This is a genomic window from Novipirellula caenicola, assembly GCF_039545035.1.
GTDB classification, from domain to species: Bacteria; Planctomycetota; Planctomycetia; order Pirellulales; family Pirellulaceae; genus Novipirellula; species Novipirellula caenicola.
In genome coordinates, this window is record NZ_BAABRO010000001.1 from 220,413 (window position 1) to 236,011 (window position 15,599).

Consider the following 15,599-nt stretch of genomic DNA (forward strand, 5'->3'; position numbering starts at 1 on the left):
GCCCGAGTACGCATTTTGAAGATTCCCTCGCCTACGCGTTTGGAAGTGGCGTGTTAATCACAACCCGACGCGTCAGCAAGGGAATCTTTATTTTGACTCACTCCCTCGCTGACGCGTCGGGTTGTGATTTGCCGGGAAAAACGACAATAGCGCAACTTCAGACCTTACGCGTCGGGTTGTGATAATCGCGCAAATTCAAAAGGCACGCTTGGTGATGAAATTTGGCAGTCAGGGTTCAAAACGCTTTGAAACGTCCAAATACCGGCCGCGTTGCGAGGGAAGTTCCCCTGTCGTTCGGTGTCGCGAGTCTAATGAAGCAGCCGACGCGAACCTACTCAACTCGATCGCCGGACCAGACTTTGATGGGCCGGTGAGGTCCGAGACTGAATAGCCGCTGCGTCGGTTCGCTAAAATGCAAATAATGCGTACCGACCTCTCCCGCATCCAACACGCCAATCTCGCGGCCACTATCGACGTCCCAGAAGCGAATCGTCCCGTCTCGCGAGGAACTGACGAGCGTGCGATCGTCGTCAATGAACTGTAGCCCCAATGCCGAGTGACGGTGCCCTCGCAAAACTCTCCACGACTCTAGCGATGAAACCCTCAGCAACTCGATCGTTCCATCTTGGTACCCCGACGCGATCATTTGCCCGTCTTCCGAATAACAGCACCTTGCATACTGACCAAATTGCCGCGGATAGGTTGCTTGCCACTGCAGATCCTCTGATCCACACCACTGCAACACATCCCGGCAAACCACCATTACGGTCGATCGATCCGGCGAAACCAGCATTTGCTGGGCGCCATCGGCTCGCAGCATCTGCTCGCGAGTCATTGCCCCATCGGAAATTCGGTATTGTCGGATACGGTCACTGAACAGCACCAGCAGACGCTGGTCATCCTGAACAAACCGAAGGCTGACACAATTTGATACGTCGTCCTGTGGGAATTCGATCCGCGCGTGCTCGGATCCATCGTCCGCTGACAGGATCACGATCCCGCCCAACGTCGATGCGGCCAAGGTCTTGCCGTCGGACGTCGCCGCGACGCAGCAGTATTCGTCGGGATTCACGTGACCAATTTGCTCATGCGTCAGTGTGGCCAAGTCCAAGCGTTCGACGCCACCGTGATCCCCCCGCAAAAAAAGACAATCGGCATCCGCTGATCTCTCCGAGACTGCTTGTGTAGAGACGCCAAAGGACGGGTGTTCGACTTTGGTTTCGTGCAGCGACCAAAGCTGTACCGATCCATCCTCACTACTTACGAAAAGTTTCTCTTCGCCGTGGAACCCCACACTCGTCACTCTTTTTGTGCCGGTAGTGATGACTCGGTGGGATCGTGGATCGGTGTCGAAATCATCTCGATCAACATTCCACAGATGAAGTAACCCATTGTCGCAACCCAAAGCAACGCGGTCTCCGCTCGGAGCGATGGCGACGCAGCGTATCCGCCCGCGAACATCCTTGCGATTGGCAATCGGCTTTGGATCGCCTAAATCCAAAACGGCCCATTCTGCTCCGTCCGCCGCGACACAGCGATCGCCATTTGCCGAGAGCGCAAACACATAGGGCGAAAACGAAAACTTCCATTGTATCGTCGGCAGCAAATCAGGAAGCGTGTACGACGTCACGACCTGCTGCGGCTCGCCATCGATCTGTTCGCGACGAACCGCGAGCAATCGCTTGCTATCCGCAGAGAAATGAAGCGCTTCGTTCCGCGATCCGGTGAGCACTCGTCCGCGGAACCGACCGCTCGATTCGTACAGAAAGACTTCGTGGTATCGACCGGCAGTGGCGATCCATTTTCCGTCGGGAGAGAACGCTGCGGATTCAACCGAATATTGATGCCCGGGCAACAACGCCCTGACGTCGCCGGTTGCGAAATCGCCTAGCCCTACCCAGTTGAGTCCAATAGGGATGTTGATGCCGGTGATCCACAGCGTGGCGTCGGGGGAAACCGCAACCGCGTTGAGTTGGCCGCCAACCTCCCAGCGATCAAGTTGATGTCCGGAGGCCAGATCCCAGTGCCGTGCCCAACCATCCTCGCCCACCGAAAGCAACCGGTTTTGCCCTGGAATCACCGCGGCCTCGGTAGCGGCGGCTTCATGCCCGGTCATGCTCAACACCTCAGGCGGCCGCGATAAATTCTTCAACAACCACCACTCAAATCCTCGTTGATCGTCGTCAACCGGATCGGTCAGCAACGTTGGCAACCCCGCCGCGTCGGAACCACTGCTTTGCTCCGACGCAACCTCCGGATCATGTCGTTCCAACAGCGAATTGACCGCATCGAGATCTTGTTGTGCATAAGCTTGATACGCCGATCCCATGTCCGCGACGTAGAGATGTCGTCGCAGCCGAGATTGACTGTGGTCGAGATCACGGTTGGCCTGGGCAAGTTCGGTATTGGATTGCTGGAGCGCGTCATTGGTTGACTGTAACCGAGTATTGACGATCGCTAATCGTTGTCCAACCATGTACTGGACCAGCATCACCAACAGGACTGCGGCGGCAACGCCCAACGCTGCAGAGATCGAGATTCGCGGGTTGCGAGCGAGCCAACGCATTGCGTGATCAGCGAAGCCAGGACGTCGAGCAATGACGTGGCGGCCCGAAGCGAATCGCCGCAGATCATCAGCCATTTCCGCGGCAGAGGCATAGCGATCGCCTGGCGAGCACGCCATCGCTTTTAAGATGATCGCTTCCAAAGGTGGCGGCACGGTGCTACAGATTTGAGATGGTCGACGCAGCCGACCTGAGGAGATTTCTAACAAGACGCGAAAGCGGTCGCCGTCATAAGGACGGTGCAGCGTCGCCCACTCGTAAAGGGTTGCCCCAAGGGAATAAATGTCGCTGCGAAAATCAATTTGGTCCACCGCCCCCGCGGCTTGCTCGGGACTCATGTAGTGCGGCGTCCCAATGATTTGGCCGGTTCGCGTGACCACGGTCTGCGCTTCGCCCGCCGACGCCAATCCGAAGTCGTTTAGCCAAATCTTGCCTTGTGAATCAATCATCAAATTTGATGGTTTGACGTCGCGGTGTACGATCCCGCGGCTGTGCGCATGCTGCAAGGCGTCGGCGACATCGGCGATCGACGCAGCGATCTCGGGCATCGTCGCACGCTCGATCGTGTCGACCGTATCGGCAGAACAATCAAAATCCGTGTCGTCGCCGTCTCGCAGTGACGGCACCTGCGTGATGGCTGATCCATCCGCGGCGGTCACCGCGGTGGCGTCTTGCTGATCAGGTGCTGGCTGAAAGCGTCGGATCCGCTGGGCAAGCGTTTCACCGTCGATCAAACGCATCGCTAGAAACGACGTCTCACCCGCAGTCCCAAAGTCACACAGCGGAATGATGTGCGGATGATCCAGAGACCGAATCGTTTCGGCTTCCCGTTGGAACCGTTGACGCATCCCTCGATCGCTGGCGACCGAAGCATGCAGCACCTTCAGCGCCACCGGTTCGGATGCTCCGTCGCAAATTGCCTCGTACACAACCGACATTCCGCCGCTACCAAGCACACGTAGCAAACGATAGCGTCCGATACGCTCAAATCCGCCGCCGGACGCCCCTTCCGAATCTGGCATCGCGGCACGGTCGGTGGCCGGATTCGAAAGCGTGTGCTGTTTGTCACCTTTGTGAGCGGGCGGAGAATGTTGCGTGATAAAATGGAGAAACGAGTCACGCAGCTCGGGATAATCCTCGACGAATTCGATCGGAGACACCGAATCACCGCCATCAACTCTGGCAAGAAAATCGGAAATCAGTTCGTCTAAACTGGGCACCACCGGCTTTCTCACACTTCCAACGCCGACCACGACTCGAACAACGAAATCGAACGACGGCTTTGCTTCACCGCGAACCTAGGTCGCTGCTGGCAGACCCTCAACTGCGACAGGATACGCCCTCGATTCGGTCTGAATAGAGACAACGGAATCGAACGCCAAGGAATCAAATTGAGGCGGGCTGCAAATGACACGTTTTTAGGCAAGTCAAAGATAATTTTTTTGGGCGAGATGTCACTATAACGAAAGACGACATGCAACGCAAAGTTTGCCCCGTCCCGCTCGAAACTCATGACGAGTTTCGCTACGAAAAACTTTCCCGTGTTGCCTGCCCCCCCGTGAGGATCACTGATCCGCTACGCTGAAAATGAGGGACAGGGACAATTTTAATTCGCTGCGGTCAGTCGATCGTTACCGTCATCGGCTTGCCGCCCACTTTGACCCCGTTGACGATCATCGCGGTCGGAGCGTCTTTGCCGACTTTCACAATAAACGATTTTCCCTTGGGCGCTGCTGGCGTGAACGTTTTGCCAGCGACGCGGACGGTGTACAGCACTTCTTTGCTGTTTGCGTCAATCAACTGCACCACGGGATTTTCGATGTTAAACGTCATCTCGCCCAATTTGCCCCATGACGGTGGGTTGTAGTTATCGAACTGAGAGATCGTTCGCGGCCAACCCGGATACTGTTCCGCAGCTGGGTCGGTGACGTCAACGTTTCGCGGCCAGCACTCCATGGTGATTTCGCGAGACTGGGTGTTGAAGCGAACGATCCCGAAACCAGCCGCTCGCGTATTGAGCAGATTGCCGGCCGGTTTCTCTTCTGGATTTGCCGCGGCATAGTTGGTGACTTTGTTGGCGAAACCATCGAGATGATCCCCGGTGTAATCGGGAGCACCTGGTTCACGGTTTTCTCCCGGTTCAAGCGGTTCCCACCAACGAAGGTAAAGATTGGCAATCGACGGCACACAGAATGACCAAATCGCATCGCGATGTTCGTCAATGCCGTGGTGAAAAATGGTCGCCAAGTGTTGGTCACCTGCGTAGTGAAACGCGAACGCTTTGCGAAGCTCAGCGAGTGCACGGTTACGGCCGGATTGAGGCCAGCCATTGGAATCCATGTCGGCATGCAGTCGTCCATTGGCGGTTCCATGAATGTGTGCCCCGCCACAGAAAATCGTTTGCGACAGAGCGACCTTCATCTTGGCGTCACTCCAATCCTGAGCCCATTGGTCAATGAATTTCAATTGGCGTTCGCCTAACAAGATGGCGCCGTCCACATCCACGCTGGCAGGATCATAATCGGGGTTGCGAATGTGATCTGGACGAGGCCCCTGTTTCGGCACGCGTCCCGCCGGCCCGGTTTTAAACTTACGATCCTCGAGGATTGCAAAGTCGATGCCGCCCCAATTTAAATTGGTGAAATAGACGCCAATCCCCTGGCCAATTTTGTGAGGGTCCACTGGATCGGGCAGATGGCTGGTTTGGGCCCGCTCGACTTCTTTGACATAGACCCCCGGTTTGGCATAGCCCCCGTCGGCAGCGCCGCTGAGCGTGGAGATCTTGCCGCTTTCACCCCACAGGTTGGGCTGGCCAACGTCGTGGTCATCGGGCAAGCAAATTGTCGGACGATCTTTGATGATGTCGCCAAAGTCACGACCAAACTTCAACCACGCCGCATAGTGTCGATTGTGATCGTAAACTTGGTCGCCGGAAAAGAAGAGTACGTCGGCGTCGACTCGGTTGACGTTGTCGATCAGATCTTGTCGCGAGATATCGCCTCCGTGAGCCGGTTGAATCGAGTTACCGGTAAACCCCGCCACAACAATCTCGTCTTTATCGACCGGATTCTTGCGAACCGTGCCTTGATAGAACGCTTCGCTGCCATGTGCGACACGGTACTTGTACGACTTTGTGTCATCCCAATTGTCGACTCGAAATGGCGCGGTCCAGCCAGGTTCGATGACGGTCGTCCGAGCCACCTCGGTCCACTTGCCGTCGCTTTCGATTTCCAAACGGACCGTTTTCGGATCGCTATCGGACAACGGATACAGCTGAGCTGTTAATTTCAGCGTGTTGTCATGAACCGTGTAGAGGGCGAAACAAATCAGATCCTTCTTCGCAACCTCGGGGATGCTCAGATCAGCACCTCGTCGTGGCCGCGACTGCTGGGCAAGCAAGGGAGTACTCGTCACGAGCAGAGCAAAGCAGCATAACGCGAGGCGGTTCAGTAACTTCATCGTGTTTCCTGAGGGGGATAGGGCCAGTCTTTTGCGGGTCCGATTGCTTAGCGGTGAAGAAGCAGTCGCAATCGAGGAAGGTTTCGATAGGAAGGGGCGAGAGGAATTGGATTGATTCCGCGGAAAGCCGGATCGATGACCGTCGCCCAATACAAAATACTATATTTAGCGGAGCGGCGCGAGGCTAACGCCGTCTGCTTTTTGCACTTACCGGGTGGTTTTTATAGCGGAGCAGCGCTGTCAGGTCACCGGCTTGGCTTCAGCGTCGATCGCACTACGTGATCGGCTCCAGAGGATAACAAGGTACAACGGAATCAGAAAATGTGGTGCACGCAGGACGGCTTCGTGAAGATATTGGTCAGCGCCCCAATAATTTAAACTCCACGACATCCCAGCCAGCGGACGCGCCACCGCAGTCAAAAATCCCCAGATGACTGCGTAACCGGCCGCGATCCGGCGTAGCGGGGGAATGAAGATCGCTATGCAAACAACAAAATCCAACACACCAAAGCAGCGCAGCATCGCGTTGGCGGTTTCATATTCGACGTCCAATGCAACGGAGATCATTCCGTAAAAGCTGCCAGGCGTCGGCCACCATCCAATCGCATAGCAACCATGGCCGGCAAAGGTCATCACCATCGCGACCATCGCGGTCCCTACGGTGATGCGATGACGAGCTCCGCAGCCGAGTGCCATCACCAATAACACCGGAGCGAGTATTTGCCCGCCGTGCTCAACAAACATCGGCAACTGGTGCTGCGACGCGACATATTTTGCGTAACTTAAAACGGCCAGCAGTCCACTGCCGCCGATCAGCCCCGCCATCTGGAAATACGATCTCCGGCGGACGGTCAACGTCAACACGGTACACGCCAAGTACAGCCATGTGATGCGAGCGATCCAAGTTTGCAACCAACCATCATCTGCGCCGGTTCCGACAAACTCGTCCCAGCTGATGCCGAATCGGCTCGCGAGATCGTAAGTGGCGTCTTGCCAGAGCAGGATTCCGTAGGGACCTTCCCAATAGAAATGCACCCAAGTCCAACCTGCGAAACACAGCAGCGCAGCTAAGCGAAGCACCAAAATCAGTCCACGCTCGGTCTCGCCATCACCAGCAGATCGTTCGGCAATTGATTCCGTTCGGTTGGTTTTCTGCATTACTGAATCGAGAGGGGCGATGGGTGGATGATGACGAAGTCTTGTTTATCAATCCAACACTATAGCTAGTCGATGCGTGACATTGAAACGCGTTACCCATCCCCCCGATTTCCAAGTGACCATTCACTAGGTCGCTGCAAACATCGTATCAGAGTCAATCAACGTCGCGTCGGCGATAATGGTGGCATAAACTGCCATCGACGCGGCGGCGATCACCTCGAGTATTTCTTCGCTATCCAGGCCGTGCTGACGCAGCCGAGCAAAATCCTCGTCCTTTAATTGATGAGGTCCAGCCGCGCATTTGACCGCAAACTGCAAGATGTCACGAATGCGATCGGGCAGCTCTTCGCTCAGCCCCTGCATGACGGCGCGAATCGTGGCATCCTCAACTCCGAGGATTCGGCAACATGCGGTGTGGGCATCACGGCAATAATGGCACTCACGATCCACGGCGATCGCAACAAAAATCAATTCCTTGGTCGATCGGGGAAGACGCCCCTCGAGAAGCACGTTCTTGACGAGCCCCCATGTTCCGGCCAGCATGCAGGGGGATGCCCCCTGAACACGAATGAAATTCGGCACCTCGGGGAACCCCATTCCGCGTTGAAAGTCGCGGTAAATTTGCTCGACCTCGTTCGATACGTCCGCTTCCTGATTCAGTGGGAAACGTTTCATAATGAGTTACCCTTGATTCCGATCAGCCAAATGTGGCGTAATCAAACTGCCTCTGGCATTGTCGACCTGACCCTACCTACTGTAATGACATCGATTCTACCCTCGACTGGGGCCGTCCGATAGCGATTAAGTTTTACCCCGTCGGGAGTGGGAGCGTATGGAAAACCGCGATACGATGATCGCAGCGTATTCTCAGTCAAGTCCGCCGCGGCTTATTGCTGCCTGAACAATCTCAGCCTCGTGCCGGAACTTCCCGCATCCGAACCTCATTCTGCCCGCCCCACTTCCGGTTAACATCGCAATGAATCACAGCGACCGTCACGAACAAATCCGCTCGCTTTTCAATCAGGCGGTGCACATGGACGATACCGAACGCCGCTGGTTTCTTCATTCGATCGAAGACCGTGACCTCGCTGCGGACGTCGAACGATTGCTCGAATCCTCGGCGTGCTGCGGAACGTTCCGTGACAAGAACAACGATTCCGCTAGCGGTTCCTGCTGAGACGCCTCATCCCTTAGCGACGTTTTGTGGAATCGCCATCGTGCATGTCCTTGTGAAAATGCGAATTGGTGGGAAATCGATCTAGATTCTTTGGCCGCGGAATTGTTAACACGGCAATTGGTTCTTGTTCGCCACTCCCCTATCCGCGCCGAGAGCGAAGCTTGCAAACGACTCGTCTGTCACCACCGACGCCTCATTCCGCTGCGAATTGCGGTGGCAATCCGCGTCTGCACTCGTTGTGGATCGTCCTTTTTGCAATACTATCATTGCCATCGATTGGATGTGTTCGTCGCCGCATGACGGTGCGGACCAACCCTGCGGGCGCGACGGTTTCGGTGGACAATCAAGTGATTGGCACCAGCCCGGCTGCGTCGAGTTTTGTGTATTATGGGACTCGCGAATTCCGGATCGAAAAGGAAGGATACAAGACCGAGACGATCCGACGCCGCTTCAACCCTCCTTGGTACCAGATGCCGGGGCTCGATTTCATCTCGGAAACATTGTGGCCAGGCGATCTGCGTGACGAACGAATCATTGATGTTGAATTGGTACCCCAAACCCTCGCTCCGACCGGCGAAGTGGTACAGCGAGCCGATTCTCTGCGAACTCAATCCCAAACGGGAATGGTTAACGCACCGCGATAGACGACTGTGATACGCGTCTCATCAAGCGGGTTGCACCGCCTCGTTGCTCCCGCCATCATCCTGCTGTTGTTCGCTTCGGTCTTGGTCGGTATCGATCGGTTGGCGTTTCGCGATGTCGGCCATTTCTACACGCCGCTTTACGATTACATCGGCCACCGCACGGACCATCAGTGGTTGCCGCTGTGGAATCCGCTGGACCAAACCGGCATCCCGCTTGTCGGCGAAACGACAACGGCGGTGTTCTACCCCGTCCGCTGGATCTTATTTCGGATGCCGATTCAAACCGGCACGGCAATCGGCTGGTACGTCGTCATTCACCTGATCCTGGCTGCGATCACCACTCGCTACGCCGCCCGGCGCACTGGGGCGAGCGAGATTACCGCATCGATCGCCGGACTCAGCTACTCGCTTTCGGGCAGCGTGTTGGTGTTGTACACGAACCCGCCGTTTTTGGTCGGAGCCGCTTGGTTGCCGCTGTTGATGTCGACGCTGATCCAGCGGCGGCCAATGCCTCAATCCCAGCGAGTGATGATCGCCGGCACCGCGATGGCGATGATGATTTTGGCGGGGGATCCGCAAACTGTCGCCAACGTCGTGATCGTTGCCATGGTGGTGGGTTGTGGACGATGGGCATTGTCGTGGATCGTTCCGCGATCTAACGCTCGGACCGAGGGGCGGACGGAGAATAAGGGCAACGTTGTGATCGCGGAGCGATCAACGACGATCGTTGCGGTCGTCGCGAGCTGTCTGCTTGCGTCGCTGCTTACATTGCCTCAGCTTGCCGCATCGGTTTCCTGGAGCGCTCAAAGCGACCGCGTCCTGCCGGACGAGAATCCCCATTGGTTGGCGCCGCCGCTACTAAATTCACGCCGCGGGCAAGCGTACCAGTTCTCGGTCGCCCCCTGGCATGTCGCCGAGTGCCTCACCCCCAACGCGTTTGGCAGTCTGCTACCGCAATACCGACGATTGAGCAGCTTGATTCCTGGCGACGGCCGAATTTGGACTCCGTCGGTCTATATGGGATTGCTGGTCGCGATCGCATTCCTCAGCACCACGCTACACTTGGCTCGCCGCCGTAAGAATCGAAAACCGACGGGCGATGTCGTCGTTTGGCTCGGGATCACGCTCGCCGCTTCGCTGGTGTGTCTGGGACATTTTGGGCCGGTTTGGATGATCCAAAATGCAACCGGCGGGATGGCACAAACCGACAGTGGTACCGGAGGACTGTACTGGATGCTCTACCACGTTGTGCCTGGATACGATTCGCTTCGCTATCCAGCCAAATGGTTGCCGATCGCGGCGTTTGCCGCATCGATGGTGACGGTCCATTGGCTCGAAAACCTTCCGCGTTACGCCGCATCGACGTGGCGAGCCTTGATGGCGATTGCCACGGTGATGGTGATTGCGTTGTTCGTCGTGATCGGGTTGCAGTACGATCCGGACCGCTGGCTCGACAACCGAGCTGCACTACCATCGGATCCTTTTTGGGGACCGCTGGACATCGCCGGCGGGCTAGGCGAAGTCTGCTGGTCCGTTGTCCACTCCATCATCGTCCTGGCCTGCATTACCTGGGTTTTGATGCAACTGCATCGCCACCGACTTTCGCGTGCGACCGCGATGCGATGCGTACTGGGAATCGTTGTGATCGATTTGGCCGTGTTTGCAACAAGCAATATCGCTCGCGTCTCCGCCAACCCCACTGAGATTCAATCCATCCCAATCGCGGATGCCGGAGTGATGACGCTGCGAACGCGAACCGGCAGTGGATGGCCCGACGTATGGCAAAATCTCCAAGAAGCGGACCGATTGACCGAGGTTGAAATCAGCTCCGAGATCGCATGGTTCGGTCGCTGGCACCTTGCGGATCGTGGCCATGTCTTTAACAACATGACCTCGATTCGATCTCAAGCGATGGCGATGTTTTGGAAAGCCACTCGCGAAGTCTGCAGCACGAAGACGGAAAAGGAGCGAGCCGAGTTTTGGGCGGCGGTGTCTCAGTGGCTCGGGATCGAACAAACGATCAACGCAACCGAAACCTCGCGAGTCGCTGAGGACCTGAACTTGGTCGAGACACAAATCAGTCGAACTCCGCCTGCCCCCGCTGTCCAAATTCATCACTCGTGGTCCATCCGTGATTCTGCGACAACAAGCAGTGAGGATTTTAGTTCGCTGCTACAGAAACTAGGTGATGCGAACCGCGTCCCGCGAATCTATATGGACGCCCTTGAGGCGCAATTAACTAAGCCCAGTTCGATTACTGAACCGAGCATCACGTGGGTGATCAAACAAGAATCTGCGGATGCGTTTGAAATCGAGGTCAATGCTTCGACCACGTGTTTACTCGAGCGGACGGTCTATCAAGATGGCCATTGGCATGCGACGCTTGTCTCGTCAAACCCATCAAAAAAACACACTGCGACGGTTCACCGTGTCGACTATCTAAAACAGGGCGTGATCGTTCCACCGGGGCGATGGATCGTCACGTTCGAATACCGTCCATGGTGGATGATGCCGTCGATCATCGCAGCGATCGCCGGCTGGCTCACGATGCTGACATATTGGGGCAGAAGATCCGGATGGCTTCTTCGGCGTCATGCACCGTCATCTCGCTGACCGCACGGGTGTCAGGATGCAGACACGTTCGCCGCAACGTGCCCTCATTCAAACTGGCAAGACCACGAAAACGGTTGATCTTGATCCCATCGATTCCCTTTGCATCGAGCTGTTCTCGAATCACCCGGTAATGCTCTTCGCCGTACGCTAGCAGCGTGTCTTTGTAGCGACGAGCCGAGATTTCAAACATCGGTGCCCGCACCGTCGACACACGCCCCGATTCCAACAGCGGTCGCATCCAACGATAGAAAAACATCATCATCAACGCGCCGCAGTGAATCCCATCGGCATCGGGATCAAACAGCAAAACGACTCGCTCGAACCGAATCGTATCGAGATGAAAATAGTCGCCGACTCCGGAACCGAGTGCATCGATGACCGCGGCGTACAATTCGTTTCGCTCGATGGTGCGACGATTCGATCGCAACGCATTCATCGGTTTACCTTGCATCGGCAACACCGCCTGGAACGTGGTGTCACGTGCGCGTGCGACGCTGCGTGACGCCGAATCGCCTTCGACCAAAATCAGCTCGGCTCCGGTGCCAAAGCCGTGTTGCTGAGAATCGTGAAGCTTGATCGGTTGGCGTGGAAACATCGTGTCTCTATTTGGCGGACGATTCGAGGGTGCAAACGCTGCCTCGGCTGGAGGTATTTTCTGTTGAAACCCCATCAAAAGTTCCAAGCGGGCGGTGTGGGTGGGCGAAAGCCCAGCGTGACTTTCGTTACGTCGGAAGCCATCCCCGCGGGATCTGCCACGCGTGCACTAAACTTCGCCGTGTTGTTTCCACCAATCGGCCGCGTCGCGGCTTGTCCACGGAAACTCGACTCGCAGGGCATCGATCGCCTCGGCCAATTCACCAACCGAAGCGTAACGGTCCGCGGCATTTTTGGCCATGCACTTAAAAACACAGTTACGCACGGACTCGGGCACATCCTCGCCGCGGTGAATCCCCAGCCCGATCGGCTGTTCGCTGATAATCAGCGCGAACAGTGACTCAGGATCGCATTCCGCAAAGGGCGGACGGCCAGCCAAAAGGTAATACGCAACGCAGCCAACCGAATAGATATCCGAGCGGGGATCCATCACCGAGGGGGACCGGAATCGCTCGGGCGCCATGTACATCGGCGTGCCAGCCCAGATCACTTCGCGAGTTTGATAGGTCCCATTCTCGGGGCTAAGCGGTTTCGCAAGCCCATAATCAAACACAACTGCCCAATCGCCGATCGAAGGATCGAGCGACAACATGATATTTTGCGGCTTGATGTCACGATGCACCAAGTCCAAACTATGCGCCTCGCCCAACGCTTCGCAGACTTGTCGTAGCACAAACAACACACGTCCGATTGACTGGAATCCACTACGCGCCACCACTTCCTGAAGCGTCAATCCAGACAAGTATTCCATAACACAGTAGGCTTCTCCGTCTTCGCTACGACCGTAATCGTAAATGGTTACGCTGTGGGGATTCGTGAGCGACGCAGCCAAACGTGCCTCGCGATCAAAACGCAATTGGTCTTCGCGGTTTTGCCGATCGCTTCGCAACAGTTTCAACGCCGCATTTCGGCCCAGCTGCATGTGCTTGACTTTGTACACCACGCCCATCCCTCCGCTGCCCAGCTCGGAAACGATTTCGTAGCGACTCAAAGGATGGACGGCGGCGTGATCGCGAGCGGAACTGCGTGCCAAACGCCCCGCCGATACCAATGCGGTGACGGTCAATAAACTGCCCAGCAGCAAAAAGCTGTACCACACGATTCGGGCCGCTGCGAATGCATCCCGCACGTCCTTTTCGACCACCACAGCAAATCGCCATCGTGGAATCCATCGCCATCCGCCGACCACCAACTCACCCGCATAATTCGAATACGGTTCGAGCCGCACCAACGATTCGCCCAACGTTGCCGCCGACGCGGATTCGGTCAACGGCAGCGATCGACGGACAATTTGGTCGCGTGTGCTGGACGTGATCACCGCCCCAGGATCACTGACCCGCAACGCTGCCACGATTGAATCGGGATCCATGTCAAATTGCGAGCGATGAAACAAATTTGCCGCGTGCGGGCTGAGGCTGATCATGACGCCATCACGGTTGATCGCGTAGATATCCAATCCGCTCGTAACACTGCTCTCATGAAACAATTCGTTGAACTCGTCAAACAGCCCGATGCTGTTGACAAGCAACGCCGCGACGACTTCCGAATCAGCATCGCGAATTGGAACGATGCACGCCATCATCGGCTCGAGCGATTCGTCGACCGCGCCGACTTCGTCTTCGGTTAGACTGGCAGGACCGTCACCACGATCGGGACCATACACGACCGTTTCCCCACGCAGCACTCGAGCGACATCCGAGGTACCACTGGGGATAACCGGATGACCTAGATCGGAGTGATCCTCACGCCAGCTCGCAATCGTCGTAAATGACTGGTTCCAGACGACGAACTTGACGTCCGGCTTTCCCGACAACACCCTCAGTTCACTAAGGATTTGGGCTGACAGCGGAGCCGATTCGAGAACATCCAACTTCGATTTTCGGTCACTCAGCTCGACCAACCGCAGGATGGACTCACGAATCAACGATTGCCGGGCCCATGATTGGACCAACTGCGCCTTGTCGTCGAGGAACCGACCGGTCGCCAATTCGACACTGTTGCTGACGCCGGTCAATTCGTTGTGCAGCGCCAATTGGACGCTGTTGGAAACGCTGTGGTAGGTCATGTAGCCCACGATCAGCGTCGGCAGCACTGCGGCTAACCACAACCACCCTGAATTGATACGCCGAGCACGACGCGATTTACTGGCCAACAGCAATTCGCTCGGCGAGGTGCGATCCTTGGACCCTCGTGATTCGAAATCCTTAGGCGACGCGTGTGTGCGTTCTGATCCGCGCTGCGTGATCTCGGACGCGGACACCTTTTTCTCGGCCCGTTGGGTGTCAGACGCTTTGTTTTGTGGGGATTTCGCTCGAGATGAATCGCTTTTTGCCGGGTGAGTCTTCTCCGAGGCCGACATCCCGTTGGCGGTTTCGGCGGCACGTCGTGGTTCGGCCACTGCATCGCCAGCCACTGGATCACCGGCCACTAAATCGCCGCCCGCCTCGGCCGCTTGACCGAGTTCAAGCGGAGCGGGCACCGGCAACGCCTTTGCTCCCTCACGCTGTGCAAAGTCTGCGTCATGCTCGTCGAGCAACGACAGCACTTCTGCCATCAGCTCTTGGTCGTCTCCAATTTCAGTCTCGAGAAAATCTTGTCGCGCTGCACCCGAGAGTTCATCAGCGGCAAAAAAAAGATCTCGGACACGAGCGTAGCGATCGGCATTCATCAAACCGAATCCGACTCCCCGCTCGAATCGTCCTCATCCTCGTCACCGCGTCTCAGTTCGCGACGCATCCAAGCACGAGCCATCGCCCAATCCTTTTCGATCGTCCGAAGACCGATGTTCATTTCGGCGGCAATTTCACGCATGGTCAGCCCCCCGAAAAATCGTAGTTCGACAATCCTTGCCTGACGCTGATTCAGGGTGGCAAGGATATTTAGCAAATCGTCCAACGCGACCACGTCGTCATCTCGGCTGAGCTGAAATGTGGTCTCGTCGGTCAACATCCGCCGTTCCCAACCGCCGCCACGCTTTTGCGACCGGACCTTGCGAGCGTGATCGACCAAGATTCGCCGCATCACCGTCGCACCGATGGCAAAGAAGTGTGTCTTGCCTTGCCAATTGATCCGCGATTGATCCACCATCCGCATGTAGGCTTGGTGCACCAGCGAAGACGAACTGAGCCGCTGACGCATCGGCTCGTGCTGCAAAAATCGACCAGCCAAACGTCGTAGATCGTCGTACATTAGCGTAAACAACCGGTCCGTTTCGGCCGGTTGCCCTTGGACGCTCTTTTCGACGAGTTCGTTTATGCCATTCATAGGTTTTTGCCTGAGCCCAATATATCAACCGTGATTTGGATTCGCCATCAAGTGACACGTTTTTGC

Annotated in this window: 10 protein-coding genes; 3 read left to right on the plus strand and 7 right to left on the minus strand. The window is 56.3% G+C overall.

Annotated elements, in window-relative coordinates; translation table 11 throughout:
- Positions 1–331: 331 nt before the first annotated feature.
- The 4 genes from ABEA92_RS00795 to ABEA92_RS00810 form a co-directional block, all read right to left on the minus strand.
- Positions 332–3,784, minus strand: coding sequence for a protein kinase domain-containing protein (locus tag ABEA92_RS00795; RefSeq protein WP_345681818.1), 3,453 nt, complete (start codon positions 3,782–3,784; stop codon positions 332–334).
- 400 nt (positions 3,785–4,184) lie between these two features.
- Positions 4,185–6,023, minus strand: coding sequence for a C2 domain-containing protein (locus ABEA92_RS00800; RefSeq protein ID WP_345681819.1), 1,839 nt, complete (start codon positions 6,021–6,023; stop codon positions 4,185–4,187).
- A 240-nt stretch (positions 6,024–6,263) separates the two neighbouring features.
- Positions 6,264–7,181, minus strand: a complete 918-nt coding sequence (locus ABEA92_RS00805; RefSeq protein ID WP_345681820.1) for a hypothetical protein — start codon at positions 7,179–7,181, stop codon at positions 6,264–6,266.
- A 126-nt stretch (positions 7,182–7,307) separates the two neighbouring features.
- Positions 7,308–7,856 carry a carboxymuconolactone decarboxylase family protein gene (locus ABEA92_RS00810; protein ID WP_345681822.1) on the minus strand — a complete coding sequence of 183 codons (549 nt, stop codon included), beginning with the start codon at positions 7,854–7,856 and terminating at the stop codon, positions 7,308–7,310.
- Positions 7,857–8,157: 301 nt separating this feature from the next.
- Between ABEA92_RS00810 and ABEA92_RS00815 the strand changes: the two genes are divergently transcribed.
- The 3 genes from ABEA92_RS00815 (at position 8,158) to ABEA92_RS00825 (ending at position 11,615) form a co-directional block, all read left to right on the plus strand.
- Positions 8,158–8,358, plus strand: coding sequence for a hypothetical protein (locus tag ABEA92_RS00815; protein WP_345681825.1), 201 nt, complete (start codon positions 8,158–8,160; stop codon positions 8,356–8,358).
- A gap of 161 nt (positions 8,359–8,519) precedes the next feature.
- Positions 8,520–9,002: a PEGA domain-containing protein gene (locus ABEA92_RS00820; protein ID WP_345681826.1), complete on the plus strand. Its 483-nt coding sequence runs from the start codon at positions 8,520–8,522 to the stop codon at positions 9,000–9,002.
- Between the two features lie 6 nt (positions 9,003–9,008).
- A complete protein-coding gene (locus ABEA92_RS00825; protein ID WP_345681827.1) occupies positions 9,009–11,615 on the plus strand; it encodes a hypothetical protein in 2,607 nt (868 codons plus the stop codon).
- On the opposite strand, the gene ABEA92_RS00830 is transcribed toward ABEA92_RS00825, so the two are convergent.
- The 3 genes from ABEA92_RS00830 to ABEA92_RS00840 all read right to left on the minus strand — a co-directional run bounded on the left by ABEA92_RS00830 (position 11,545) and on the right by ABEA92_RS00840 (position 15,533).
- Positions 11,545–12,210: a toprim domain-containing protein gene (locus tag ABEA92_RS00830; protein WP_345681828.1), complete on the minus strand. Its 666-nt coding sequence runs from the start codon at positions 12,208–12,210 to the stop codon at positions 11,545–11,547. The two genes, ABEA92_RS00825 and ABEA92_RS00830, sit on opposite strands and share 71 nt — an antisense overlap.
- Positions 12,211–12,378: 168 nt before the next feature.
- Positions 12,379–14,937, minus strand: coding sequence for a protein kinase domain-containing protein (locus ABEA92_RS00835; protein WP_345681829.1), 2,559 nt, complete (start codon positions 14,935–14,937; stop codon positions 12,379–12,381).
- Positions 14,937–15,533: an ECF-type sigma factor gene (locus ABEA92_RS00840; protein WP_345681830.1), complete on the minus strand. Its 597-nt coding sequence runs from the start codon at positions 15,531–15,533 to the stop codon at positions 14,937–14,939. Before ABEA92_RS00840 ends, ABEA92_RS00835 begins: the two co-directional genes overlap by 1 nt.
- Between the last annotated feature and the right edge of the window lie 66 nt (positions 15,534–15,599).